Below are 24,025 nucleotides of genomic sequence, written 5' to 3'. Positions count from 1 at the left end.
AGGGCTGACACCGGCGTCGCCGCGTCCTAGATTGCCGGGGTGCAGGAGATCACGGTCCGGGTCCTCGGCCCGCTCCGTGTGACGGCAGGCGGCGCGGCGGTCGAGGTCGGCTCCGGCCGCCGCCGCGAGCTGCTCGCCCGGCTCGCCGCGGCCGGCGGCGAGGTCGTCGCCGTCGACACGCTGGTGGAGGACCTGTGGCAGGGCGCCCCGCCCGCGCAGGCACACGGCGGGCTGCAGGTCCACGTCTCCCGGCTGCGACGGGTGCTCGAACCCGACCGGTCCCCGCGGGCGGTCCCGACGGTGCTGGTCAGCCGCCCACCCGGCTACGCGCTGGCACTCGGCCCCGACGGGCTCGACGCGCGCGCCTTCACCGACCTCCTCGACCGCGCCGCCGAGGCCGCACCGGACCGGGCCGACGCCCTGCTCGGCGAGGCCCTGGCGCTGTGGGACGGTCCCGCCTACGCCGAGTTCGCCGACGCCGCCTGGGCGCGCGCCGAGGCCGAACGCCTCGACGAGCTGCGTCAGGTCGCGCTCGAGCGACGGGCCCGCGCGCGGCTGCGGCTGGGCCGGGCCGACGCCGTCGTCCCGGACCTGACGTCGCTGGTGGGGGAGCACCCGCTGCGCGAGGACGCGGTCGGGCTGCTGGCCGTCGCGCTGTACCGCACCGGCAGACAGGCCGACGCGCTGGCCGTGCTGGCCCGCACCCGTCGCCTGCTCGCCGACGAGCTGGGAGTCGACCCCGGCCCCGGGCTGCGCGCGATCGAGGCGGACGTGCTCGCCCACCGCGACCCCGGCGGCGACCCCGGCGGGGGAACCGGCGTCGGTCCCGCCGGCCGCACCGACGCGCCCGCGTCCGGGACCGCGCCGCGCCCGCCCGGACCGGCCGACACGTCCCCGCGGACCCCGGCCCTGCTCGGACGGGCGGCCGAGCTCGGCAGGCTCACCGCCGCCGCGGAGCGGGCCCGCGGCGGTGGGCAGCTGGTGCTCGTCGCCGCCGACGCGGGCGCGGGCAAGTCCACGCTGCTCGCCGCGTTCGCCGCCGCCGCGACCGCCGACGGCTGGACCGCCGTCACCGGCCGCTGCCCGGAGATCGACGGCGCCCCGCCGGCCTGGGCGTGGCGGGAGATCGTCGACGCGCTCGTCACGGCGCACGACCCGCCCGCCGACCTGGTCGAGCGGCTCGCCCCGCTGCGCTCCCCGGCCGGGCCCGGCGGCGCCGAGGTCACGTTCTGGCTGGCCCGGGCGGTGGTGGAGCTGCTCGCCGTCGCGGGGCGGGAGCGGCCGCTGCTGCTGGTCCTCGACGACCTGCACCGCGCCGAGTCCGAGACCCTCGCCCTGCTGCGCGCGGTCGTCGCCGGGGTCGCGGAGCTGCCCGTGCTCGTCGCCGCGGGCCTGCGCCCGGCCGAGGCGGGCGCCGAGCTGCAGGCCGCGCTCGCCGCCCTCGCCGAGCCCACGGCGGACCGCATCGAGCCGGCGCCGATGACCGCGGGCGACGTCGCCGGGATGCTGGACCGGCACGGCGTGCCCGCCGCCGCGCCCGAGCTGGTCGCCCGGATCACCGAACGGACCGGCGGGAACCCGCTCTTCGTCCGCGAGCTGGCCCGCCTCGTCGCCGCCGAGGGCCCGTCCGCCGCGGCCGACGCCGTCCCGGCCGGGGTCCGCGAGGTGCTGCGCCGGCGCCTGGCCCGGCTGCCCGCGACCACCCGCACCGCGCTGGCCCGGGTCTCGGTGCTCGGCCGCGACCTGGACACCGACGACGCCCTCGACCTCGCCGCCACCGCCGACGGCGTCGACCCGCTGGACGCCCTGGAGCCCGCGGTGCTCGGCGGGATGCTGCTCGAACCCGGGCCGGGACGGCTGCGGTTCTCCCACGACCTGGTCCGGGACACCCTCTACGGCGACATCCCGCAGCTGCGTCGCGCCCGGCTGCACGCCGCGGCCCACGCGATCCTCACCCGCAGGCGGCCCGACGACCCGGTCCCGCTGGCCCACCACGCACTCGCCGCCGGGTCCGCCGTCGAACCGGACCGTGCCCTGGCCGCGGTCCGTGCCGCCGCCGCGGCCGCCGCCGGGTTCGGCTCGCACCGCGAGGCCGCCCGGTTCTACGGCCGCGCCGTCGAGCTCGCCGGACGGGCCGGGACCGGCGTCGACGACGAGCTGGCCCTGCGCTGCGCGCTGGTCGCCGAGCTCGCCCGCGGCGGCGACGGCCACACCGCCCTCATCGAACGCCGGACCGCCGTCGACCAGGCGACGGCCGCCGCACCGCAGTGGCTCGGCGCCGTCCTGACCAGCTACGACACCCCGGTCAGCTGGACCATCCGGCCGGGCCAGAACATCGACGCCGAGCTGATCGACCTCATCGAGACCGAGCTCGCGGCGACCCCGCCCGACGCCGTCGACCGGCGGGTTCGGCTGCTCGCCGCCCTGGTGTTCGAGATCGAGGGGCACGACGACGACCGGGTCCGCTCCGCCTCGGCGGAGGCCATGGCGCTCACCGGGCGCGGCGTCGACCCGCTGCTGCGCTGCCGGGCGCTCAACGCCCGGTTCTTCGCCGTCCTCGCCCCGGACCTGTGGCACGAGCTGGCCCCGGTGGGGGAGGAGCTGGCCGAGCTCGGCGGCCGGGCCGGGCACGCCGGCTACCGCACGCAGGCCCACCACCTGCAGCTCATGGTCGCCGCCGGCAGCCACGACCTCGACGCGGCGACACGGCACGCGGAGGCCGCCGTCGCCGGGGCCCCGGGCGGGCAGCTGGAGTTCACGCTCGGCTGGGCCTACATCTTCTCGGCGCTGCGCGCACTCGTCGCGGGGGAGCTGGACACCGCCGAGGAGCGCTACACCGAGCTCGCGACCCGGCTGGTCGGTGCCGGCCAGGTCAACGGGGCGCTGATGGGGCTGCTCGGGAGGTTCGTCGTGCGGCACGACCAGGGCCGCCTCGGGGAGCTGGCCCCCGAGCTCGAGACGCTCCGCGACGCGCTGCCGCCGACCTTCGGCGACTTCCTCGCGCTGGCCCACCTGCACGCGGGCGACCCCGTCCGGGCCCGCGAGGTGTGGGCGCCGGACGCGGAGCTGGCCCGCAGCTACTACTGGCTGATCTGGACCTGCGTGCGCGCCGAGGTGGCGGTCGGCCTGGCCGACCGGGACGTCGCCGCGCGGTGCCGGGAGCAGCTGCGCCCGTGGACGGGAACGGTGGCGGGGCTGTCCTCGGGCACGATCGCGCTCGGCCCCACCGACCTGGTGCTCGCCGGTCTGGAGGGGCTGCTCGACCCGGCAGGCGGCGGCCGGGTCCACCACCTGCGCGAGGCCGAGCGGGTCGCGGCGGAGCTGGGTGCCCCGGTGTGGCGCGACCGCGCCCGGCGGCTGCTCTCGGCGGCCGGCGCCGACCCCTCGACGGCACCGGCTCCCGGGGCTCAGGACGTGCCGAACACCAGCGCACAGCGCCTGCGGTAGCCGCCGCGCAGCAGGCGCTCCAGCAGCACGACCACCGGCCCGGCCTCGCGGCGCATCCCGGCCCACTCCTGCGGGGTGGTCACCGCGACGATCCGCGGCAGCATGAACCGCAGGCCCGGCCCGGACTTCTGCACCTGCGCGACGACGGCGTCCCAGTCGTCGGCGGGCACGTGGCGCTCGATCACCGGGAACAGGTCGCGCTCCTCGGCGTCGAGGTGCTCGTCGATCTCGTCGCGGACGACGGCGAGCCGGTCCGCGAGTACGCCCGCCGCCCGCGCCCGGGCCGGTCCCTGCGCCGCGGCGACGACGGCGGCCGCGGCCTCCCGCACCGCGGCGAGCAGCGGGTCGAGGCGGCCGTGGTCGTCGCTGAGCTCGTCCAGGTCGACGGCGTGCCCGGCGTGCCGGGCGATCACCGGCCAGGCGATGTCGTCCTCGGCGGTGTGGTGGCCGTGGATCTCGTGCTCCAGCTGCTCCAGCCAGGTCCGCAGCGCGCGGGCGCGCCGGTCCGGGCAGGGCGCGCCGTCGGCGATCGCGCGGGCGGCGTCGGCGAGCCGGTGCAGGTCGACCCGCATGACGCGGTGGGCGAGGGTGATGCCGACCAGGTCGGCGGTACGGGTGTCGCGTGCGGTGGTCACCGGGGTCTCCTACGGGTTCGGGGCGGTCGGTCTCGACACCGCAGACCGTGCGCCCACCCGCTGGCCGGGGACTTGCACCTCACTTGTGCCACCGCTCGCCGGGTCTTGACCGGCCGGCCAACCAAGAGTAGACCGGAGGCATCCCCACAGGGACCTCACAGGAGAAGGTGACTGACGATGGCTGGGACCACTGGTCGTACCTGGCAGCGGTGGCAGGACTGGGCCGCTCTCGTGATCGGTGTGCTGACGGCCCTCTCGCCTCTCGTGACGACGACGAACGCCGCCGCCGCGTGGACGATGGTCGTACTGGGCGTGGTGCTCGCCGCCACGTCGCTCTGGTCGCTCGCCGTGCCCGGCTCGGTGGCGAGCGAATGGGTGCACGGTGTGCTCGGCGTGCTGCTGTTCCTCGCCCCCTGGGTGATGGGCTACAGCGCGCTGACCGGGGCGTCGTGGACGTCCTGGGTGGCGGGCGTCCTCGCGGTCGTCGTGGCGGCCTCGGCGCTGCCCGCGGCGAACGCGGAGCACCGCACGCTCGCCACGCACTGACCGTCCGGCAGCACGACGACCAGGTGAGGGGCCGCGACCCGGAGGGGTCGCGGCCCCCGCCGCGTCCGGGGGAGGATCGCACCGTGGACCCCGAGTTCGACCCGGACGCACCCGCCCGGGACCGCATCCTCGACGCGGCCGAGGGGCTGTTCGCCGAGCACGGCTTCGACGCGACGCCCACCTCGCGCATCGCCGAGCGTGCCGGGGTGCCGAAGGGGCTGGTGCACTACTACTTCCGCCGCAAGCCCGACCTGCTCGAAGCGCTCGTCGAACGGCTCCCGCACCCGGTGCGCGGGGCGGACGTCGCCGTCGCCGGGGACGTGCTCGCCGGGCTGCGTGCGCTGGTCGCCGCGCTGGACCGGGCGCTCGACGCGTCCTCGGTCCTGTCCCACCTGCTGTGGCGCGAGGCCGACACCCACCCGGTCGTCCGTGACGCGCTGCTGCGCCGCTCCGGCGAGCTGGAGGACGCGGTGCACGAGGTGCTGCACACCGGCGGCGGGGCACCGGATCGGATCCGAGGCGCCGCCCGGCTGCTGGCCGCGGCGATCGGGCACCGCTACGCCCTGGACCGGCACGGCGACGACGCCCGCACCGACATGGAGGCCGAGCTGTCCTTCGTGGCCGCGGGCCTGTAGCGGCGCCCGGGGCGGTGGTCAGGGCCAGGGGCGCCAGGGCGCGCCGGACTCCTCGTAGCGCGGGACGGTGTGCCTGCGGTCGGCGAGCCGGTGCAGCGCGTGCGCGGCCCACGTCCGCCATCCGACCAGCGCCAGCACGACGACGATCAGCCCGGCGGTGAGCGGCCCGGCCCAGCCGAGCGGACCCGAGGCGTTGACCGCGGCCATGACCAGCGGGCCGAGCAGCGCGAACACCGCGCCCGCGACCTGCGGGAGCCGGGCGTCGGCGAGCACGTCGACGGCGATCAGCCTGCGCTGCTCACCGTCCGGGGTGCCTCCCGAGCGCAGCACCTTCCGTGCGGCCGCGCGGTCGCGCACCAGTCCCATGTCCGGCCCGCGGGCCGGGGCGACCCGCACCGGGATCCGCGACGCCGACAGCCACAGCAGCACCACGCCGAGCAGGCTCAGCAGCCCGCCGACGACGATCGCGGCCAGCAGGTGGTCGGCGCGGGCGTGCACGTCGGTGGTGATCGAGTAGACGACGCCGAACCACGCCGCCGCGACCCCGGCCGCGACCCGGCCGACGACGACGGCCCGCAGCGACGGCGGTCGCACGGTCGGCCACGGCCCGGCCGGCGCGACGGCTGCGGCCGGCTCGCCGGGCCGGTCGCCGGGACGGCCCTCGGGCACCGGCGGCGCGGGCGGGGCCAGCACCGGGCCGGGTGCACCCGGGGGCCCCGGGGGCGGCGGGGCCGCGGGCTCGTGCGGCGGCCGACGTCCGCCGGGCGCGGGCGGAGGGGCCGGGGGACCGGGCGCGGGGGAGCGGGGGCCGGCGTCGCGGTCGGCCCGGTCGCCGGTGTCCGGAGCACGCATGGCCGCGACGCTACCCGCGGGTCGGGATGCTCCGGCCGGGGTGTCGGTCCCGCGCGACGGGTGCGGCCCCCGGGGCGCCGAACGAGCGGTACGGATCACGCGGAGTCGACCAACGGGTCAGGTTAGGCTCGCCTTCCTAACTCGAAGGAGGCTCCCGTGCCGCTCGCCGCAGCACCCCTGACCGCCCGTTCCGTGAGCCGTCGCGGCGTCCTCGCCGGCGCCGCCGGTCTGCTGGTCCTCGCCGGGTGCGGGACCCGGACGCAGGACGGGCAGGGGACCGACGGTGCGGCCGCGGAGGGTTACCCGGTGACGGTGCGGCACGCGCTGGGCGAGACGGTCGTCCCCGACCGGCCGCAGCGCGTCGTCACGCTGAGCGCGGCGAACACCGACGTCGCGCTGGCGATGGGGGTGCTGCCGGTCGCGATCCCACGCACCGTCTACGGCGGCGACGCCGAGGGCGTGCTGCCCTGGGTGCGCGACGCGATCACCGCGCACGGTGGCGCGTTCCCGCAGGTCATCGGCTCCGACGACCTGTCGGCGACGCCGATCGAACAGGTCGCCGCGGCCCGGCCGGACCTGGTGCTGGCCACCTACTCGGGGCTGACGCAGGCCGAGTACGACCAGCTGTCGGCGATCGCCCCGACCGTCGCCTACCCCGACGCCCCCTACTCCACCGGCTGGCAGGACCAGACCCGGATCGCCGGTCAGGTGTTCGGCGACCCGGCGCGGGCCCGGCAGCTGATCGACTCCACCGGGCAGCGCCTGCGCACCGCGGCCCAGCGGTATCCGCAGCTGGCGGGGGCCACGTTCGTCTACACCGGCGGGATGGACTCCGGGGCGCTCGGCGTCTTCCGGGCGGGCGACGTCCGCGTCCAGCTGGTCACCGACCTCGGGCTCACCCTGGCGCCCTACGTCGAGCAGAACGCCCCGGGCGGTGGGGAGGTCTACTACACCGTCAGCGGCGAGCTGCTCTCGCGCGTCGAGTCCGACCTGGTCATCGGCTTCTTCGCGACGCCGGCCGAGGAGCAGGCCTTCCGGACCGCGCCCGGCGTCGGGCTGCTGCCGGCGATGGCCCGTGGCGGGTTCGCCCCGGTCGTCGGGGCCGACCGGGTGGTGGCGAGCTCGGCGCCGTCGGTCCTGTCGATCCCGTGGGTGCTCGACGCGTACCTGCCGATCCTGGCCGACGCCGCCGCCCGTTCGCGCGGCTGATCCGGTCACCCACCTGCCGTAGTCGAAGTCTGACTATCAGTTATCTCCGCAGGTGACGCGAACGGGTGAATGCGCGTTGCGGGCACGGTCGCCCCTCGTTGAGTGGGCAAGACCGTTTGCGACGGTCTAACGACCAACCATGGAGGTTGTGAGATGCGGAAGTCCGTTCGCGGCGCGCTCGTCGGCGCAGCGCTGCTCCCCCTGGCCGTCGCGGCGCCCGCCGCGGCCTTCGCCGGCACCACCGGCTACGACGAGGGTGGCAAGGACAAGGGTCACTCGAAGCACGAGGGTGACAAGGACAAGGGCCACCACAAGAAGCACGGTCACCACAAGAAGTGGGACCACGAGAAGCACGACGACAAGAAGCACGACCTCGCGCTGCCGGCCCCGCTGGACAGCGTCGTCGACATGATCACCGGTGCCACCGGCGGCGACCTGCCGTCGGCGCCGGCGACCCCGGTCGGCTGACCGACCCCGGTCCCGTGACGGGCCGGTCCGGACCCTCGAGGGGTGTCCGGACCGGCCCGTCCGCCGTTGCGGGGCCGGTGTCGTACGGGCGGGTCAGATCACCGGCGCCGGGTCCTGCGTCGGTGGGTCCTTCAGGATCGTGTCGCCCTTGACGAACCACGCGACACCGAACGCGAGGATCGCGACGGCCTCCAGCCAGAACAGGGTGTGGAACCGCTCGGCGACGGCGTCGGGCACCAGTGCCGCGTCCAGTGCGGCCAGCGCGAGGCAGGTCACGATCGTCGCGCCGCAGACCCGGTAGACGAGGTTGCGGGCGGCCTTGCTCCGCGTCCCGGATCCGCCGCGGGTGAACAGGACCAGGCAGAACCAGGCCAGGCCCGCGAAGAACACCGTCGCCGCGGCCAGGTGGAGGTACCCGACGACGGTCGCCGCCGTCGTCGCTGCGCCGTCGGGCCGGGTGGGCAGCAGCGCGACGGCGATCGCCGCCGTCCCGGTGATGTTGGCGAGCCGGTTGTCCGGCCGCTCGTAGCGGTAGCAGAAGAGGAACACGCCGACCGCGCACAGCGAGCCGACGAACACGTCGCGCATCGGCGAGTAGTAGTAGCGGCTGATGGAGTCCCGCAGCCCGTCGCCGCCGAGGGCCAGGTCGCCCGCCACCAGCACGAACGGGAGCAGGATCCCGATCACGCCGACGGCACGCCGCAGACCCAGGTAGGACAGCACGGCACCGTCGGCACGCGAGGACATGACGAAGATCGTCGCAGAGACGTCACTCGAACTCTCGTTCGATCCGGCGTAGCGTCCGGGGGGTGGACGTCGGTGGGCAGGCCTCGCTCTTCGCGACCGGGGGTGCGGCCCCGGCGTACCGGCACGAGCTCACCGCCGGGGCGTGGGTCGACGTCGCGGTCGGCTGGGCCCCCGATGCGGACGAGCTGTTCGCGCTGCTCCGCACGACCGTGCCGTTCCGCGGCCACCGCCGCCGCATGTACGACCGCGTGGTCGACGAGCCGCGCCTCACCCACCGCTGGGTCCTGCCCGACGACGCGGTGCCCCACCGGCTGCGCGAGATGGGCCGGACGCTGGGGGAGCACTACGGCCACGACTTCACCCAGATCGGCGTGAACCTCTACCGCGACGGCGCCGACGGCGTGGCCTGGCACGGCGACCGGGTCGCCCGCGAGCGGCCCGAGGCCGTCGTCGCGCTGGTCGCCCTCGGCGCGACGCGGCCGCTGCGGCTGCGCCCGGCCGGCGGCGGCGCGTCGGTGTCGTTCCCGCTCGCCTCGGGCGACCTGCTGGTCATGGGCGGGACGTGCCAGCGGACCTGGCAGCACAGCGTGCCGAAGGTGGCGTGCAGCGGTCCGCGCATCAGCGTCCAGTTCCGCCACCTGTATCCGGGGATGCCGCCGGGTGGGCGACCGACATAGTCTGCGTCGATGCAGCGCAAGATCGGCGTGATGGGCGGGACGTTCGACCCCGTCCACCACGGCCACCTCGTCGCCGCCAGTGAGGTGGCGGACCGCTTCGCCCTCGACGAGGTGATCTTCGTACCGACCGGGAGACCGTGGCAGAAGACCGGCCGCGACGTCTCGCCGGCCGAGGACCGCTACCTGATGACGGTCATCGCGACGGCGTCGAACCCCCGGTTCTCGGTCAGCCGCGTCGACGTCGACCGCGACGGCCCCACCTACACCGCGGACACCCTCGCCGACCTGCACGACGCCATGCCCGACGCGCAGCTGTTCTTCATCACCGGCGCCGACGCGCTCCAGCAGATCCTGTCCTGGCGCAAGGTCGACGAGCTGTTCCGCTACGCGCACTTCGTCGGCGTGACCCGGCCCGGGTACGAGCTGGCCGACGGGCACCTGCCCCAGGGATCGGTGACGACGGTCGAGGTGCCCGCGATGGCGATCTCGTCCAGCGAGTGCCGGGCGCGCGTGGGTGCGGGGCGGCCGGTCTGGTACCTCGTGCCGGACGGGGTGGTGCAGTACATCTCCAAGCGCAGTCTCTACCTGAATCCGGACGTCTGACCTGCGGTTCCTCCCACCGGCACTGCGCTCGAACGGCTCCGTACGGGGCTCGCCGGTCTGTGGGTCGAACTAGCGGACCCGCCTGCGCCTCCCGCGGCCGTGGCGCCGCTGTCCGCGTCGTGGTTCGGCGATGGCGAGTGCGATCTCCCGTGCGGCGTCGTCGACCGCGCGGTCCTCACCGACGTCGACGCTCACGGTGGCCCGCCACCTCCGTGAGGACCGGTGCGGCGAGCTCGACTGCGAGCAGCAGGTCATGGAACCGGTGCGGCCGGCCCAGGGTCGCGCGGGTCGCGAGCCGTCCGATCCCCCCGAGGGCCATCAGCCCGGCGAGGAGCCGCATGCGGTCCAGGTTCGGTTCGTCGTCGGCCACGGCGTCGAGCCAGGCGACTCCGTAGCCGGCGAAGACAGGCCCCATGAAGCGGACGTGCGAGTCGACCGTCGCGTCATCGGTCATGCCCGGCTCCCCGCGTGTTCCGCCGACGAGCTGGATCCCACCGATCGCGATGCATGCCCACCCGGTCAGACGTCCCACGGCTCGCAGCATCGACATGAGGTGATCCTGGCACGAGCGGCGGCAGCGGTCGGACCGGATATCGACGGACCGTAGGGGGAGGCGGGCGTCAGCTGTCCTGGACTGTGCCCGATGTCGACGATCGCAACGGGGTCGATGTACCTGGCTCTCTCATAACTCGCGGACGAGTCGGGCCGGGTTCCCTGCGACGAGAACGCGGTCGGGCACATCCCGCATCACAACGCTTCCTGCCCCGACCACGGCATCCGCCCCGATGGTCACGTCAGGGCAGACGATGACCCCGGCGCCGAGCCAGGTGTTGCTCGCGATGCTGATGGGGAGAGGACGTTCCCATCCCTCGCGACGGCGGTCATGGTCGTCGACGGGGTGCTGTGCCGTGAGGAGTTGGGTGCGCGGTCCGATGCGGACGTCATCGCCGATGGTGATGGCGGCGTCGTCCATGAAGAGGGCGTCGTGGTTGACGAAGGCGCGGTCGCCGAGCGTGATGTGGGTGCCGTAGCTGCACAGGAAGCGGGGCAGTACCACCACGCCGCCGCCGACGTGTCCGACGATGTCGCGGAGGAGCATGGCGCGTTCGTCGTCGTCATCGGCGCCGGTCGCGTTGAACCGGTCGAGGAGACGCCAGCAGCGACGTCGGTGCTCGGCCAGGTCGGGTTCGTCGAGGTACCAGTCGTTGCGGAGCATGCGTTCCTTGTGCTCGCCCACGCTTCTGATCCTGCGTCCCGAGGGCCTTCGGGTACAAATCCGGTACATGCCGGCCCGGCCGGCGAGGCCCGACGACGACCGGTCACCACCACGGGGCCGGGGACCGCCGGGTGGACGGGAGCTCGGCCGGCCTGTCGGTGCGCCGGGTGCGACCGCCACGGTGGAGGTGCCGGTGCACCTCTGCACCGCGCCCGGGGAGGAGTGCGGATCCTGCCCCACCCACCCCGGGCGACGACGACGTCCCCGTCGATCAGTACAGGAGTGCTGTGCGCGCCCCGCGCGAGCGCGCTCAGGTACTGATCGACGGGCGACCGGCCGGCCCCGGCGGGCCTGAACCGGGGGGTGGGCTCAGGTCCGCTGCAGCTCCAGCACCGGGATGGTCCGCTCCGTCGAGCGCTGGTACTCGCCGAACTGCGGCTCCAGTGCGACCTGGCGGGCGTAGACTTCGTCCCGCTCGGGGCCGGTGACCTCCCGTACCCGCACGGGCAGGGTCTCGGTGCCCAGCTCGACGCGGGTGTCGGGGTTCGCCAGGAGGTTGTGGTACCAGTCCGGGTTGGTGTCGGCGCCGCCCTTGCTGGCGAAGATGAAGATCCGCTCGCCGTCGAGGAGCGGGACCAGGGGCGCGATCCGCTCGGTGCCGGACCGGGCTCCCGTGTGGTGCACCAGCACGAGCGGCTTGCCCTCGAACATGCCGCCCGCCCGTCCTCCGGTCGCCCGGAACTCCTCGATCACGGCGCGGTTCATCGCCGCCAGGTCGAACGGGGCCGACGCGTCACTCATCTCGTGCTCCTCCAACGGATGTCCGGCGCCGTCCGGCACCGCTCCGGTCAACCTCGCCCCGTCGTCGGCCATTCCGGCGGTCCGCAACCCGATCGACGGACCCGGCCGCGTCGGACACCCGGGACCCGTGCAGGCCCTGGTCCGAGTGGGTGCCGGACGGGCTCGTGTACCGGTTCCACCGCGAGGCGGCCGACGGGGACGGGCGACCGGTCCACCGGCGGTCGGACGGGGTCGTGGGGCGCCGGTGGCCCGATGGTGCCGGCCGGTGCGTCGTCGACGGCGAGGGCCGGCCGAACGGGTGGCCGGTCGGCGTACGGGCCCGGGGGAACCGCTATCCGGCCGCCTCCATGGCCACGTCGCTCCCGCGCCACTCCGCCGCCAGCTCCTCCAGCGGCACCCCGAGCGCCTCGCCCAGGCACACGATCGTCCCGAAACCGGGCGACGGCAGCCGTCCGGTCTCGAGCTTGCGCAGCGTCTCGGGGGAGATGCCGGCCGCCCGCGCGACGTCGACCGGGTCGCGGTCGCCCCGGGCCCGGCGCAGCAGCGCGCCGAGACGGCGGCCGGCCTCGATCTGCTCGGGCGTGAGGGGCTGACGGACCATGCGTCGAGCGTAGGGTCGGTATTACTGTACCGGCAAGCCGTGACGGTCCGGTATAGTAATACCGTGATCGAACTGAAGACACCGGCCGAGATCGACCGGATGCACACGACCGGCCGGTTCGTCGCCGAGGTGCTCACCGAGGTCGGCCGGATCGCCGACGTCGGTGTGAACCTCCTCGACATCGAGCAGCACGTGCGCGGCATGATCGCCGAACGCGGCGCCGAGTCCTGCTACTGGGACTACGCCCCGTCCTTCGGGCGCGGCCCGTTCCGCAACGTCATCTGTCTGTCGGTCAACGACGCCGTGCTGCACGGGCTCCCGCACGACTACGTGCTGCGCGACGGCGACGTCCTCAGCGCCGACATCGCCGTCAGCATCGACGGCTGGGTCGCGGACTCCGCCCGGACGGTCGTCGTCGGCACGACGGCCGACGAGGGCGACCTCCGCGTCATCCGGGCCACCGAGGACGCCCTGGAGGCCGCGATCGACGCGGCCCGGCCGGGCAACCGGCTCGGCGACATCTCCGCCGCCATCGGCGGGGTCGCCCGCGACTACGGCTACCCGGTCAACACCGAGTTCGGCGGGCACGACCTCGGCCGCACCATGCACGGCGACATCCACATCCCGAACGCCGGGCGGGCCGGCCGCGGCCTGACCCTGCGCCCGGGGCTGACCCTCGCACTCGAGCCCTGGTTCGCACGGACCACCGACAAGATCGTGTTCGACCCGGACGGCTGGACGATCCGCTCCGCCGACGGCTCCCGCACCGCGCATTCCGAGCACACAATCGCGATCACCGAGGACGGCCTCACGGTGCTGACCCGCCGCGGGCAGGACTGACCGGCCCGTGCGTGTCGCCCTCGACGCACTGACCGTGCCGGTCCCGCCGGCCGACGCCGAGCGGACCCGGGCCTTCTACCGTTCCCGTCCGGCGGGCCGCGGCCCCGCCGACGCCGACGAGCTGCGCGCGGTCCGGGCCGCGGCCGCCACGCCACCGCCCGCGGTGCCGCCCGCGGTGGGGGACACCGCCGTCGCCGACGGCCGTCGGGTGCCGGTGCGGATCTGCCGCCCGCCGGGCACGGCGCGCGGGGTGCTCCTGCAGATCCACGGCGGCGGCTTCTACCTGGGCTCGGCCGCGCGGGACGACGTCGGGAACCGGGCGCTGTCCGACGCGCTCGGCGTCGCGGTCGTCGCCGTCGACCACCGGCTCGCCCCGGAGCACCCCTGGCCCGCCGCCCCCGACGACTGCGCGACGGCGGCACTGTGGCTGCTCGACCGTGCGCCGGAGCTGTTCGGCACCGACCGGGTCGCGTTCACGGGCGTCTCCGCCGGAGCCACCCTGGCCGTGACGACGCTGCTGCGGCTGCGCGACCGCGGCCTGGCCGGCCGCGTCGCCGGGGCCGAGCTGCGGTACGGCACCTACGACCTGAGTGCCCGCACCCCGGCCGGTCGCCGCATCGCCGACGAGTACTTCCTGCGCGCCTACGCCGGCCACGTCGCCGACCGGACCGTCCCGGACCTCTCCCCGGTGTTCGCCGACCTCACCGGCCTGCCACCGCTGCTGATGACGGTCGGTACCGACGACGTGCTGCTGGAGGACAACCTCGCGATGGCCGCCCGGCTCGCGACGGCCGGGGTCGAGGTCGACCTGCGCGTCCACCCGGGCGTCCCGCACGGCTTCGCCGGGCACGACACCCCGGTCGCCGCGACCGCGCTGCGGTACGCACGGGACTGGCTGTCCGCCCGGATCGACGGCGCGTCCCCGCCGCCCGGCGTGTGACGACCCGACCCCGCACACCGTGCCCCGACCTCGCAGCCACTGCGGGGGCTGGGAGGTCCGGGAAGCCTCTGCGAGGTGCGACGCCGCGACCCGACCGATCACGGTGAGTCATGCAACGCGTGTTCCCGGTCTACGGAAAGTGAGCCCGGTGGGCGGACGTGCGCCACCGTCCGCGACATCGATCTTCCTGCGGCACACGAGAGACGGGAACGCAGTGCCTGCGACCCGGCCCCGCGCGTTACCACCGTATGAACTCCGACGACCTGACCATGCCCGTCCTCGACCCCGCCCAGCTCGCCGAGCTGCGCCGCAGCACCGACCCGGCCCCCGCCGCGGCGCCACCGAACGCCGCCGCCTGGCTGCTGATGATGGTGCTGGGACTCGGCATCGTCGTGACGATGCTGGGGCTCGTCGTCGCCTGGAGCTGAGCACGGCCCGGTCGGGATCTTGTGCCACGCGTCACAAGGGAGAAGAGTCGCCCCGGTCCGCGTCTTCGACGGAGCAGGAGCGTGACAGCAGTGACGACCGGGACGACAGCGCAGCCGACGGCGATCGAGAATCCCTACTACACCCACGAGTTCCACGGCGACTACGACCTGATCAGCTTGGGGGAGTTCGCGCTGGAGGAGGGCGGGGTGATCCCCGACCTGCAGCTCGCGGTGGCCACCTTCGGCACGCTGAACGCGGCGAAGGACAACGCGATCCTCGTGACGACCTGGTACTCGGGCACGCACCAGATCTTCCGCGACGTCTACATCGGTCCGGACCACGCGCTGAACCCGGAGCGGTACTTCATCGTCGTGGTCAACCAGATCGGCAACGGTCTGTCGACCAGCCCGCACAACGCCTCGGGTGCCAACGCGGGCATCGCGATGTCGAACTTCCCGCACGTCCGCATCGGCGACGACGTCCGGGCCCAGGAGCAGCTCCTGCGCGAGCACTACGGGATCGACCGGCTCGCGCTGGTCGTCGGGGGCTCGATGGGCGCGCAGCAGACCTACGAGTGGATGGTCCGGTTCCCGCAGAAGGTGCGCCGCGCCGCGCCGATCGCCGGGACCGCGCAGAACACCCCGCACGACTTCCTCTACACGCAGGCCCTGGTCGAGGCGATCACCTCCGACCCCGGCTTCGCCGGCGGCGACTACCGCAGCAACACCGAGGTCGAGGCCGGGCTGAAGCGGCACGCCGGCATCTGGGCGGTGATGGGGTTCTCCACGGAGTTCTGGAAGCAGGAGGTGTGGCGCGCCCTGGAGTTCGAGTCCCGCGAGGCGTTCATGGCCGGCTTCCTGGAGCCGTACTTCACCGCGATGGACCCCAACGACCTGCTGTGCATGGCGTGGAAGTGGCAACGGGGCGACGTCGCCCGCCACACCGGCGGGGACCTCGCCGAGGCGCTCGGGCGCAACGAGTCCGTCGCCCGGGTCATCCCGATCAACGAGGACATGTTCTTCCCGGTCCGTGACCACGAGGCCGAGCTGGAGCTGACCCCGCACGCGACGATCCGCGTCGTCGACGACCTGCTCGGGCACCTCGCCCTGTTCGGCGTCGCGCCCACCTACATGCCGCAGATCGACCAGTACCTGCAGGAGCTGCTCGACAGCCCGGCGTGACCGCGGGCCCGGACCGTCCCCGACCCGCCCGTTCGGGGACGGTCCGGCGCACTCCGGACACATTCGTGGCAGATACTGCCAACAAATCGTAGGCTGGGGTTCACCACCACGACCCCAGGAGTGTCGATGACCCTCGCCACCGAGCGTCCCCGCCTGCCGTTCACCCGACCGAACCTGCTCGACCTCGCGCCGTTCTACGAGGTCCTGCGCCGCGAGGCACCGATCGCGCCGGTGACCACCCCGGCCGGGGACCCGGCCTGGCTGGTGACCCGGTTCGCCGAGGTCCGCGAGCTGCTCGGGGACAAGCGGTTCGGCCGGTCGCACCCGGAGCCGGAGAAGGCGTCGAGGATCAGCACCGCCGCCGTCCAGGACGGGCCGACCGGCACCTACGAGAACGAGGCGGAGGAGCACGGCCGGATGCGCCGGCTGCTCACCCCGGCGTTCTCCGCCAAGCGGATGCGGACGCTGTCCGGGCACGTGCAGGAGCTCGTCGACGGCTACGTCGACGCGATGGTCGCCGAGCACGACGCCGCGGGCCCGGGTGCCACCGTGGACCTGCACACCCACCTCGCCTTCCCGCTGCCCGTCGCGGTCATCTGCTCGCTGCTCGGCGTCCCCGAGTCCGACGGCGAGTACTTCCGCGCCCTGTCCGACCGGATGGCCACCTTCTCCGGGGAGGACGCCCACGCCGCCCGCGAGGAGTTCGGCCGCTACATGGCCGGGCTCGCCGAGGGCAAGCGCGCCGAGCCGGGCGAGGACGTCATCACCGACCTCGTGCAGGCCCAGGCCGAGGACCCCGGGTTCGGCTACCCGGAGATGGTCCGGCTCTGCGTCGGGCTGCTGTTCGCCGGCCACGAGACCACGGTGAACCGGATCGGGCTCGGCATCCTGTTCCTGATGACCCACCGCGACGAGTGGGACAGGCTCGCCGCGGACCCGGACGGCCGGGTCGACGCCGTCATCGAGGAGGTCATGCGCCTCGGCGCGCCCGGCGACCTGGGGCTGCTGCGCTACGCCCACTCCGACGTGGAGATCGCCGGGGTCACCGTCGCGCGCGGCGACGCGGTGATCCTCTCGGTCAACGCCGCCAACCGCGACGTCGACGTCTTCGACCACGCCGAGACCTTCGACCCCGACCGCACCGAGCGCGGGCACGTCGGCTTCGGCCACGGGCCGCACTTCTGCATCGGCGCGAGCCTGGCCCGCACCGAGCTGCGCGCGGTGTTCGCGACGCTCGCCCGCCGGCTTCCCGGGCTGGACCTCGCCGTCGGCATGGACGAGCTCGACGTGCGCACCGACCACATCACCGGCGGCGTCCGCAGCCTGCCGGTCCGCTGGTGAGGGAGGGGACCGCGATGAAGGTCGAGGTCGACCAGCACGCGTGCGTCGGCTCGGGACAGTGCCTGCTCACCGCCCCGGACGTGTTCGACCAGCGCGACTCCGACGCCGTCGTCGAGCTGCTCACCGACACCCCGCCGGACGGCCAGGAGCAGGCCGTGCGCAACGCGGCGCGCGGCTGCCCGGCGTCGGCGATCACCGTCGTCGACGGCTGAGCGGAGCGATGAGTCCGGGACGCCTCCGCGGTCGACCATGGTGTACGACGCACCGACGACCGTGGAGGCATCTCCCGTGCGCACCCTCGCGATCACCCAGAACATCACCCTCGACGGCGCCGTCGAGTTCCTCGGCGACTGGTTCGACCCGAGCGCCGAGGGCCAGGACGACGTCCTGGCCGAGCTGCACCGCCAGGACTCCGCGTCCGACGCCACCCTGCTCGGCCGTCGCACGTTCTGCGACTTCCGCGGCTTCTGGCCCGCTCAGACCGACGACGCCACCGGCATCACCGACTACCTGAACCAGGTCGACAAGTACGTGGTGTCCTCCACGCTGACCGACCCGGAGTGGCAGAACTCGACGATCCTGTCCGGGGACCCGGTGGCCGAGGTGGCGGCGCTCAAGGAGCAGCCGGGCACCGACATCGTGCTGACCGGCAGCATCACGCTCTGCCACACGCTCATCGCCGCCGGGCTCGTCGACGAGTTCCGGCTCTTCCACCACCCCGTGGTCCAGGGTGCCGGCCGGCGGCTGTTCCCCGACGGCTGGAACGCCGAGGGGCTACGGCTCCTCGACGCCCGCTCGTTCGGCGGCGGGATCGTCTACACCGCTCACGCGCCGCGCTGAGCCGTCCGCGCTGCCAGCAGCTCCCGGCCCGGGCCGGACAGCTCCGCGACCGCGTCCGCCCGCCCCGCGGCGGCCATCAGCAGGGCCTCGGCGGGCCCGGCGACCTCCGGCCCGTCACCGTGGCGGAAGTCGAGGTCGGTCGCGACCAGCCGCAGGCCCGCGACCCGCCTGCGGGCGCCCAGCGGCGGTGCCGTCATCGTGAACGGCAGCGCGGCGGCGAGGCGGTCGGCCGGGACGCTGCGGTGCAGCCCGAGCGGGCGGCGGATGTCCTGGTGGTGGATCAGGGCGTCGGTGAGCCCGATCCGCCCGCCGAAGGCGGCGGTGACCCCGCGTGGACGCAGATGCGCCCGTACGGCCGCCACCACCTCGGTGACCGGGCGATCGGCCCACTGCGCGACGACGAGGTCGTTCGGGTCGCGGCCGGTGGCCCGGGCCCGCACCACGGTGCCGAGGAACCCGCGCAGCCCGGCCACGTCGTAGCCGATCAGGTGTGCGACGACGTCGCGCACCCGCCAGCCGGCGCACAGCGAGTCCGACACCCACTGGCCGGGCGTGAGGGTGTCGAGCAGGCCGGCCAGGTCGGCGCGCTCCGCGGCGGCGAGGTCGTGCACCGGGCCGCGCCTCACTGCGCCGTCTCCTCCCGGGAGGCGGCCCGCTCGACGCGGTGCCGCACGTACCGCGACACCATGAGCCCGCCCACGACGGCGACGAGCAGCCCGATCCAGGAGAACCGCTTCAGCCACGTCTCGGCGACGATGCCGAGCAGGTAGATGAGGGCGACCGTGCCGCCCGCCCACAGCACCGCCCCGGTGGCGTTCGCGGCGAGGAACGCGGGATAGCGCATCCGCATCGTGCCGGCCAGCGGCCCGGCCAGGATCCGCAGGATCGCCACGAACCGGCCGAACAGCACCGCCCACACCCCGTGCCGGTCGAAGATGCGGCGGGCGACGGTGAGGTGGGCCGGACCGAGGTGCTTCGGGAAGCGACGGCCGAGCCGGTCGAGCAGGCCGGTGCCGTAGCGGCGCCCGACCGAGTAGCCGATCGAGTCACCGACGATCGCGCCCGCCGTCGCCGACGCCGCGACGGCGACCGGGTCGATCGGCGACCCCGGGCGCGCGGCCAGCAGCGCCGCGCCGACCAGCACGATCTCGCCGGGGAGCGGGACGCCGATGCTCTCCACCCCGACCACACCCGCGCACAGGAAGTAGATCGCGAGCGGGGGGATCGCCATCAGGAGCATGTCGACGTGCACCACTCCATCATGCACACGTCTCGGTGGTGCGGTAACGGCCCGGTGCGGGCATCATGCGCGGGCGTGAGCACACCGCTGGAGCAGGTCTTCCTGGCCGCCCACGACGACCTGCCCCGTGAGGCGCCGGGGTCGGAGGAGACGACGGCGCTGCTGCTGCGGCTGGCCGGTGACCTGCCCGAGCGGCCGCGGATCGTCGACATCGGCTGCGGGACGGGCCCCTCGACGCTCCCGCTGGCCGCGGCGACCGGTGGTGAGGTCGTCGCCGTCGACCTGCACGAGCCCTTCCTCCGGCGGCTGCGGACCCGCGCCGCGACGTCCGGGCTGGGGGAGCGGGTGCGTCCGCTCGTCGCGGCGATGGACGACCTCCCGCTGCCCGACGGCGAGGCCGACCTCGTCTGGTCCGAGGGAGCGGCCTACATCATGGGGTTCGACGCCGCGCTGGCCGGCTGGCGGCGGCTGCTCGCCCCGGACGGTGTGCTGGTCCTCACCGAGGCCGAGTGGACGACCACCGAGCCGTCGCCCGGCGCGCGGGAGTTCTGGGACACGGGCTACCCGGGGATGCGGACGACCGCGGAGAACGTCGCCGCCGCGCAGCGCGCCGGGTACACGGTGCAGGCGGTCTACCTGCTCCCCGACTCCGACTGGGACGCCTACTACCGGCCGCTGGCCTGCCGGATCGCCACCCTGCGGGAGGACGGCGTCGACCCGGCGGCGCTGGACGAGGTGGGCGACGAGATCACCGTGCGGGAACGGTTCGGCGCCGAGTACGGCTACACCGGCTACGTCCTGCGTCCGCGCTGACCCGGCTCCCGCGCGCCCGTGAGCCGGCCGATCCGGTCGGCCCCCGCGCGCAGCAGCGCGGTCAGGTCCGGATCGGTGACCGGCAGCCGCCCGGTCGGGCCGAGGGCGGCGAGACAGCCGACGACGCGCCCCTCCGCGTCACGCACCGCGACCGCGACCGACGAGCGGCCGGAGCGCAGCTCATCGACCTCGGTGGCGACGCCCTCGCGCGCCACCCTCCGCAGCTCCGCGGCCAGCACGGGCCCGGCGGTCAGGGTGTGCCGGGTGAGGGTCCGCGGCCGGTCGGGGACGAGCTCGGGGTGCGCGGCGAGCATGATCTTGCCCATCGCCGAGGCGTGCGGATGGGCGAGCAGCGTCCGCTCCCCGGCCAGCTCGTGGTCGGGGTCCCGGTCGACCAGCCGCAGCGCGCCCGCGGGCCAGTCGGCGACGAACAGCCCGAACCGGACCCGGCCGCGGATCCCGGCGACGACCTCGGCCAGCTGCGGCGGACCCTGTGCGGCACCGGCGAGCTCGCGGGTACGGCGCCCCAGTGCGAAACCGGACAGGTCGCTGATCCGGACCAGGTAGCCGTCGGCGACGAGCACGTTGAGCAGCCGGTACGCCGTCGCGGACGGGATGCCGGTGGTGCGGGACAGCTCCCGCGCCGTCGCGCCCGGCCCGATCCGCGCCACCGCCTCGAGCAGCTCCAGGGCCCGGCTCGCGGCGCCCGGCTCGCTCACGGCGGGTCCCCGGCCCGCGGGTTCCGCCGGACCAGTCTCGGCGTGCCCGAGGCGTCCGGGACGAAGTCGCCGGCGCCGGGGAGGACGTCGTCGCTGCCGGGCTGGTCGAACGCCCCGATCCGGGCGAGCCGGTCCGGGTGCCCGCGCAGGAACCTCCACCACACCGGCCCCGCCGCGCAGCAGACCGCGAGGGCCGCCGCGGCGCCGATCCCGTCGGGGGTGCCGAGCAGACCGGGCAGCCGCAGCACCAGCAGGGCGGCCCCGAGCACGCCGACCGTGCACCCCAGCACGAGCACCGCGCGGGTGTGCTCCCGGATGCGCAGCAGGAACGCGACGGCGGCGACCGCGACCAGCACGTACATGACCGTGACCAGGGCGCGCACCAGGTGGCGCACCCCGTCGGTCCCGGACGGGGCCAGGTCGGCCAGCAGCCCGCCCAGCAGGACCACGGCCACGATCCCCACGACGGCACGGTGCGGGGTGCGCCACCGCCGGTGCACCGTCGCGAGACCGCGCGGCAGCAGGCGTTCCACCCCGAGGGAGAACGCGACCCGGGACGCCGCGTGTGCCGAGGCCGCGGCCGAGGCCAGGTAGGAACAGGCCAGACCGGCGTGCAGCGCCACCACCAGGGCGGCCGGCGCTCCCGACGACCCGGGATCGGTCAGGATCGCGACCAGCGTCGCGGCCCGGCCGGTCCAGCTCGCCCACGCCGCGAACGACAGCAGCGCCCCGCACAGCAGCGGCGTCCACAGCACCACCCGGGTCACCGTGACCAGCGGCCGGCGCGTCTCCGGGCCGAAGAAGGTCGCCGACTCGAATCCGGCGAGCATGAACATCGCCGTCAGCGCGACCGCCAGCAGGTCCGGCGCCGGCCCGGCCGGGACCGGGGCCGCGGGGTCCGGCGCGGGGACCACCAGCACCGCGACGACGAGCAGCAGCGAGCCGACCTCCACCCCGAGCAGGGTGAGGGCGGCGACCCGTGGGCCCCGCACGAGCACCGTCGCGATCCCGACCGCGACCACGAGGTGCAGCAGCACCTGCGCACCGGCGCCGCTCACGTCGACCCCGGCCGCCCCGCCGAGCGCGGTCAGGGCCCGCCCGCCCGCGTAGAGGGTGATCGCGGCGCTGCCCAGGTACTTCGCGCCGACCACGACGGCGGCCGCGAGCGAGGCCCGGGCACCGAGCCCCTGGTAGACGAAGCTGTAGACACCGCCCGCGGCGGCCTGGCGGCGGGTGAACTGGCCGAGACAGACCGCCACCATGGTCACCGCGACAGTGGCACCGACGACGACGAGCAGCCCGGACAGCGGGTCGGCGAGCCGGCCCACCACCAGGGGCAGCATCGCCATCGAGGCCGCGGGCGCGGTCGTCGCCACGGACTGCGCGACCAGCTCGGTCGCCCCCATGCGGCGCCGCCCGAGCGGCGCCATGGGCGACTCCGCCCGCAGCGGCGTGTGGCCGGGGGAGAAGGACCGCGCGATGGCCCTGTCGAGGTCGGACACGGCGCGACGCTAGGACCGCGCTGTTGCCCGGGTGTTGCGCCCGCGCGTCGGCCGTCGAACCCGCGATGGGAACCGGCGGTCCGCCTTCCCGGTCCGGTTGCCGCGAACGCAGCGCGGACGACCCGCGACCGTCGCCGCCGCTTCCGAACATCACCGCCGTGACCGTGACCCGCAGAACGTTCATCAGGGCGCTGGGGCTGGCCGGTGGGGCCGGTGCCGCGTACGAGGCCATGGCGACCATCGGGCTCGCCCCGCGTGCCGGCGACGACCCGGCCTGGGCCCCACCGGCCCGCGACGCCCGCGCCGCCGGCCGCCGGGTCCTCGTCCTCGGCGCGGGGCCCGCCGGGCTCGCCGCGGCCCACGAGCTGGGCAAGGTCGGCTACGACGTGTCCGTCGTCGAGGCCCGCACCCGGCCCGGCGGGCGGGTCTGGTCGGTGCGCGAGGGCACCGAGGAGACCGACCTGAACGGGGAGACGCAGCGCTGCACCTTCGCGCCGGGCCACTTCTTCAACCTGGGCGCGACCCGGATCCCGCAGAGCCACGTCACGCTGGACTACTGCCGCGAGCTCGGCGTGGAGATCCAGCCGTTCGGCAACCAGAACGCCAACACCGTCGTCAACTACACCGACGCCGGCGCGCTGGCCGGGACCTCGGTCACCTACCGGGCGGCGAAGGCCGACACCTTCGGCTACGTCTCCGAGCTGCTCCACAAGGCCACCGCGCGCGGCGCGCTCGACGACGTCCTGACCGCGACGGACAAGGAGGCGCTCGCGGAGTTCCTCGTCTCGCTCGGGGACCTGTCCTCCGACGGCCGCTACCTCGGCTCCCCGCGCCGGGGCTACGCCCGCGAACCCGGCGGCGGGACCGACGCCGGGACCCCCACCGTGCCGTACCCGATGTCGTCGGTGATCCGCAGCGGCCTGGGCCGCAACTTCGCCTTCGACTACGAGTACGACCAGGCCACGATGATGTTCACCCCGGTCGGCGGGATGGACCGGATCCACCACGCGCTCGCCGGGCGGATCGGCGCCGACCGGATCCGCTACGGCACGGCCGTCACCGGGCTGCACAACACCCCGGACGGCGTGACCGTCGACGTCGTGCCGGTCACCGGCGGGCCGGTCGAGCGGCTGACGGCCGACGAGGTCGTCTGCACCCTGCCACCGCACCTGGTGACCCGGCTCGAGACCAACCTGCCCGCCGCCGTGCTGGCCGCGCAGCGTGCGGCGAAGCCCAGCTCGTCGGGGAAGCTCGGGATCGAGTACACCCGCCGCTGGTGGGAGACCGACGAGCGGATCTACGGCGGCGCCAGCAACACCGACCGCGACATCGCCCAGATCATGTTCCCCTACGACCACTTCCACGCCGACCGGGGCGTGGTCGTCGGCTACTACAGCTCCGGGAAGCGGCAGCGGGCCTTCGAGTCCCTGACCCACCGCCAGCGGCTCGCGAAGGCCCTCGACGAGGGCGCCGCGATCCACGGCGAGAAGTACCGCTCCGACGTCGCGTCGTCGTTCTCCGGGTCGTGGGCGGTGACCCGCTGGTCGGAGTCGGCCTGGGCGAGCTGGGAGGCCACGAGCCCGGAGTACCGGCTGCTCACCCAGCCCGCCGGCCGCATCTGGTTCGCCGGCGACCACCTCTCGCACGCCATCGCCTGGCAGCACGGCGCGTTCACCTCCGCCCGGTCGACGGTCTCGGCGCTGCACGCCCGGGTCGCCGGCGGCGCCTGACCCCACCCCGTTC

The 24,025-nt window shown here is 74.9% G+C and carries 27 protein-coding genes; 16 read left to right on the top strand and 11 right to left on the bottom strand.

All coding sequences use genetic code 11. The annotated features are described in order from the left end of the window. The first annotated feature begins 39 nt into the window (after nucleotides 1-39). The gene (locus tag ND486_RS13925; RefSeq protein ID WP_308215844.1) at nucleotides 40-3,447 is read left to right on the top strand and encodes a BTAD domain-containing putative transcriptional regulator; all 3,408 of its coding nucleotides are present in this window, start codon (nucleotides 40-42) and stop codon (nucleotides 3,445-3,447) included. Here ND486_RS13925 and ND486_RS13920 read toward each other — a convergent pair. Then, complete coding sequence (locus ND486_RS13920; RefSeq protein ID WP_208825159.1) at nucleotides 3,408-4,082, bottom strand: hemerythrin domain-containing protein; 675 nt, start codon at nucleotides 4,080-4,082, stop codon at nucleotides 3,408-3,410. The two genes, ND486_RS13925 and ND486_RS13920, sit on opposite strands and share 40 nt — an antisense overlap. A gap of 177 nt (nucleotides 4,083-4,259) precedes the next feature. On the opposite strand from ND486_RS13920, the gene ND486_RS13915 reads away from it, so the two are divergent. Both ND486_RS13915 and ND486_RS13910 read left to right on the top strand, forming a co-directional pair. After that, nucleotides 4,260-4,628, top strand: coding sequence for an SPW repeat protein (locus ND486_RS13915; protein WP_062401380.1), 369 nt, complete (start codon nucleotides 4,260-4,262; stop codon nucleotides 4,626-4,628). A gap of 83 nt (nucleotides 4,629-4,711) precedes the next feature. Then, nucleotides 4,712-5,263 carry a TetR/AcrR family transcriptional regulator gene (locus ND486_RS13910; protein ID WP_208825161.1) on the top strand — a complete coding sequence of 184 codons (552 nt, stop codon included), beginning with the start codon at nucleotides 4,712-4,714 and terminating at the stop codon, nucleotides 5,261-5,263. Nucleotides 5,264-5,281: 18 nt separating this feature from the next. Here ND486_RS13910 and ND486_RS13905 read toward each other — a convergent pair whose 3' ends face one another. Beyond that, nucleotides 5,282-6,115 (bottom strand): hypothetical protein, encoded by an 834-nt coding sequence (locus tag ND486_RS13905; protein ID WP_251784920.1) that lies wholly within the window; start codon nucleotides 6,113-6,115, stop codon nucleotides 5,282-5,284. Nucleotides 6,116-6,271: 156 nt separating this feature from the next. Here ND486_RS13905 and ND486_RS13900 point away from each other — a divergent pair, with 156 nt between their 5' ends. Both ND486_RS13900 and ND486_RS13895 read left to right on the top strand, forming a co-directional pair. Next, nucleotides 6,272-7,324 (top strand): ABC transporter substrate-binding protein, encoded by a 1,053-nt coding sequence (locus ND486_RS13900; protein WP_251784693.1) that lies wholly within the window; start codon nucleotides 6,272-6,274, stop codon nucleotides 7,322-7,324. A 153-nt stretch (nucleotides 7,325-7,477) separates the two neighbouring features. After that, the gene (locus ND486_RS13895; protein WP_179760610.1) at nucleotides 7,478-7,792 is read left to right on the top strand and encodes a hypothetical protein; all 315 of its coding nucleotides are present in this window, start codon (nucleotides 7,478-7,480) and stop codon (nucleotides 7,790-7,792) included. A gap of 93 nt (nucleotides 7,793-7,885) precedes the next feature. Here the strand turns inward: ND486_RS13895 and ND486_RS13890 are convergent, their stop codons facing one another. After that, complete coding sequence (locus tag ND486_RS13890) at nucleotides 7,886-8,539, bottom strand: DUF998 domain-containing protein (protein WP_251784692.1); 654 nt, start codon at nucleotides 8,537-8,539, stop codon at nucleotides 7,886-7,888. 62 nt (nucleotides 8,540-8,601) lie between these two features. Here ND486_RS13890 and ND486_RS13885 point away from each other — a divergent pair, with 62 nt between their 5' ends. Then, complete coding sequence (locus ND486_RS13885; protein WP_251784691.1) at nucleotides 8,602-9,216, top strand: alpha-ketoglutarate-dependent dioxygenase AlkB; 615 nt, start codon at nucleotides 8,602-8,604, stop codon at nucleotides 9,214-9,216. A 9-nt stretch (nucleotides 9,217-9,225) separates the two neighbouring features. Continuing rightward, on the top strand, nucleotides 9,226-9,819 hold the full coding sequence (gene nadD, locus ND486_RS13880) for a nicotinate-nucleotide adenylyltransferase (RefSeq protein WP_062401391.1): 594 nt from the start codon (nucleotides 9,226-9,228) through the stop codon (nucleotides 9,817-9,819). A gap of 175 nt (nucleotides 9,820-9,994) precedes the next feature. Here the strand turns inward: nadD and ND486_RS13875 are convergent, their stop codons facing one another. From ND486_RS13875 to ND486_RS13860, 4 genes are all read right to left on the bottom strand, one after another. Beyond that, the gene (locus ND486_RS13875) at nucleotides 9,995-10,363 is read right to left on the bottom strand and encodes a DUF4345 domain-containing protein (protein ID WP_251784904.1); all 369 of its coding nucleotides are present in this window, start codon (nucleotides 10,361-10,363) and stop codon (nucleotides 9,995-9,997) included. A gap of 138 nt (nucleotides 10,364-10,501) precedes the next feature. Then, nucleotides 10,502-11,056, bottom strand: coding sequence for a sugar O-acetyltransferase (locus tag ND486_RS13870; protein ID WP_251784690.1), 555 nt, complete (start codon nucleotides 11,054-11,056; stop codon nucleotides 10,502-10,504). 348 nt (nucleotides 11,057-11,404) lie between these two features. Next, a complete protein-coding gene (locus ND486_RS13865) occupies nucleotides 11,405-11,836 on the bottom strand; it encodes a nitroreductase family deazaflavin-dependent oxidoreductase (protein WP_062404432.1) in 432 nt (143 codons plus the stop codon). 331 nt (nucleotides 11,837-12,167) lie between these two features. Beyond that, nucleotides 12,168-12,437 (bottom strand): helix-turn-helix domain-containing protein, encoded by a 270-nt coding sequence (locus ND486_RS13860; protein ID WP_073578031.1) that lies wholly within the window; start codon nucleotides 12,435-12,437, stop codon nucleotides 12,168-12,170. Between the two features lie 63 nt (nucleotides 12,438-12,500). On the opposite strand from ND486_RS13860, the gene map reads away from it, so the two are divergent. The 7 genes from map to ND486_RS13825 all read left to right on the top strand — a co-directional run bounded on the left by map (nucleotide 12,501) and on the right by ND486_RS13825 (nucleotide 18,008). Next, a complete protein-coding gene (gene map / locus ND486_RS13855) occupies nucleotides 12,501-13,277 on the top strand; it encodes a type I methionyl aminopeptidase (RefSeq protein WP_251784689.1) in 777 nt (258 codons plus the stop codon). Nucleotides 13,278-13,284: 7 nt separating this feature from the next. Further along, entirely contained in the window at nucleotides 13,285-14,217 is a 933-nt protein-coding gene (locus tag ND486_RS13850; protein ID WP_251784688.1) for an alpha/beta hydrolase, read from the top strand. Between the two features lie 248 nt (nucleotides 14,218-14,465). Next, nucleotides 14,466-14,645, top strand: a complete 180-nt coding sequence (locus ND486_RS13845) for a hypothetical protein (RefSeq protein WP_251784687.1) — start codon at nucleotides 14,466-14,468, stop codon at nucleotides 14,643-14,645. 81 nt (nucleotides 14,646-14,726) lie between these two features. Next, nucleotides 14,727-15,827, top strand: coding sequence for an alpha/beta fold hydrolase (locus tag ND486_RS13840; protein WP_251784686.1), 1,101 nt, complete (start codon nucleotides 14,727-14,729; stop codon nucleotides 15,825-15,827). Between the two features lie 126 nt (nucleotides 15,828-15,953). Then, the gene (locus ND486_RS13835) at nucleotides 15,954-17,168 is read left to right on the top strand and encodes a cytochrome P450 (RefSeq protein WP_251784685.1); all 1,215 of its coding nucleotides are present in this window, start codon (nucleotides 15,954-15,956) and stop codon (nucleotides 17,166-17,168) included. Between the two features lie 14 nt (nucleotides 17,169-17,182). Beyond that, on the top strand, nucleotides 17,183-17,380 hold the full coding sequence (locus ND486_RS13830) for a ferredoxin (protein WP_062404434.1): 198 nt from the start codon (nucleotides 17,183-17,185) through the stop codon (nucleotides 17,378-17,380). 76 nt (nucleotides 17,381-17,456) lie between these two features. Continuing rightward, a complete protein-coding gene (locus ND486_RS13825; RefSeq protein ID WP_251784684.1) occupies nucleotides 17,457-18,008 on the top strand; it encodes a dihydrofolate reductase family protein in 552 nt (183 codons plus the stop codon). Here the strand turns inward: ND486_RS13825 and ND486_RS13820 are convergent. Then, a complete protein-coding gene (locus ND486_RS13820) occupies nucleotides 17,993-18,634 on the bottom strand; it encodes a maleylpyruvate isomerase family mycothiol-dependent enzyme (RefSeq protein WP_251784683.1) in 642 nt (213 codons plus the stop codon). The two genes, ND486_RS13825 and ND486_RS13820, sit on opposite strands and share 16 nt — an antisense overlap. Beyond that, nucleotides 18,631-19,260: a DedA family protein gene (locus ND486_RS13815; RefSeq protein WP_251784682.1), complete on the bottom strand. Its 630-nt coding sequence runs from the start codon at nucleotides 19,258-19,260 to the stop codon at nucleotides 18,631-18,633. The genes ND486_RS13820 and ND486_RS13815 overlap by 4 nt, the downstream gene beginning before the upstream one ends. Before the next feature lie 63 nt (nucleotides 19,261-19,323). Between ND486_RS13815 and ND486_RS13810 the strand changes: the two genes are divergently transcribed. Further along, the gene (locus ND486_RS13810; RefSeq protein WP_251784681.1) at nucleotides 19,324-20,061 is read left to right on the top strand and encodes a class I SAM-dependent methyltransferase; all 738 of its coding nucleotides are present in this window, start codon (nucleotides 19,324-19,326) and stop codon (nucleotides 20,059-20,061) included. Here ND486_RS13810 and ND486_RS29750 read toward each other — a convergent pair. After that, entirely contained in the window at nucleotides 20,040-20,780 is a 741-nt protein-coding gene (locus ND486_RS29750) for an IclR family transcriptional regulator (RefSeq protein WP_251784680.1), read from the bottom strand. The genes ND486_RS13810 and ND486_RS29750 overlap by 22 nt on opposite strands. After that, nucleotides 20,777-22,282: an APC family permease gene (locus tag ND486_RS13800; protein WP_251784679.1), complete on the bottom strand. Its 1,506-nt coding sequence runs from the start codon at nucleotides 22,280-22,282 to the stop codon at nucleotides 20,777-20,779. Before ND486_RS13800 ends, ND486_RS29750 begins: the two co-directional genes overlap by 4 nt. Nucleotides 22,283-22,446: 164 nt before the next feature. Between ND486_RS13800 and ND486_RS13795 the strand changes: the two genes are divergently transcribed. Then, nucleotides 22,447-24,012 (top strand): FAD-dependent oxidoreductase, encoded by a 1,566-nt coding sequence (locus tag ND486_RS13795; RefSeq protein ID WP_251784678.1) that lies wholly within the window; start codon nucleotides 22,447-22,449, stop codon nucleotides 24,010-24,012. Nucleotides 24,013-24,025 lie beyond the last annotated feature (13 nt).

Origin of the sequence: Pseudonocardia sp. DR1-2 (genome assembly GCF_023717215.1) — a bacterium.
GTDB classification, from domain to species: Bacteria; Actinomycetota; Actinomycetes; order Mycobacteriales; family Pseudonocardiaceae; genus Pseudonocardia; species Pseudonocardia alni.
Note: the sequence above shows the minus strand (reverse complement) of the source record. Positions and strands in the feature narration are given on the sequence as shown.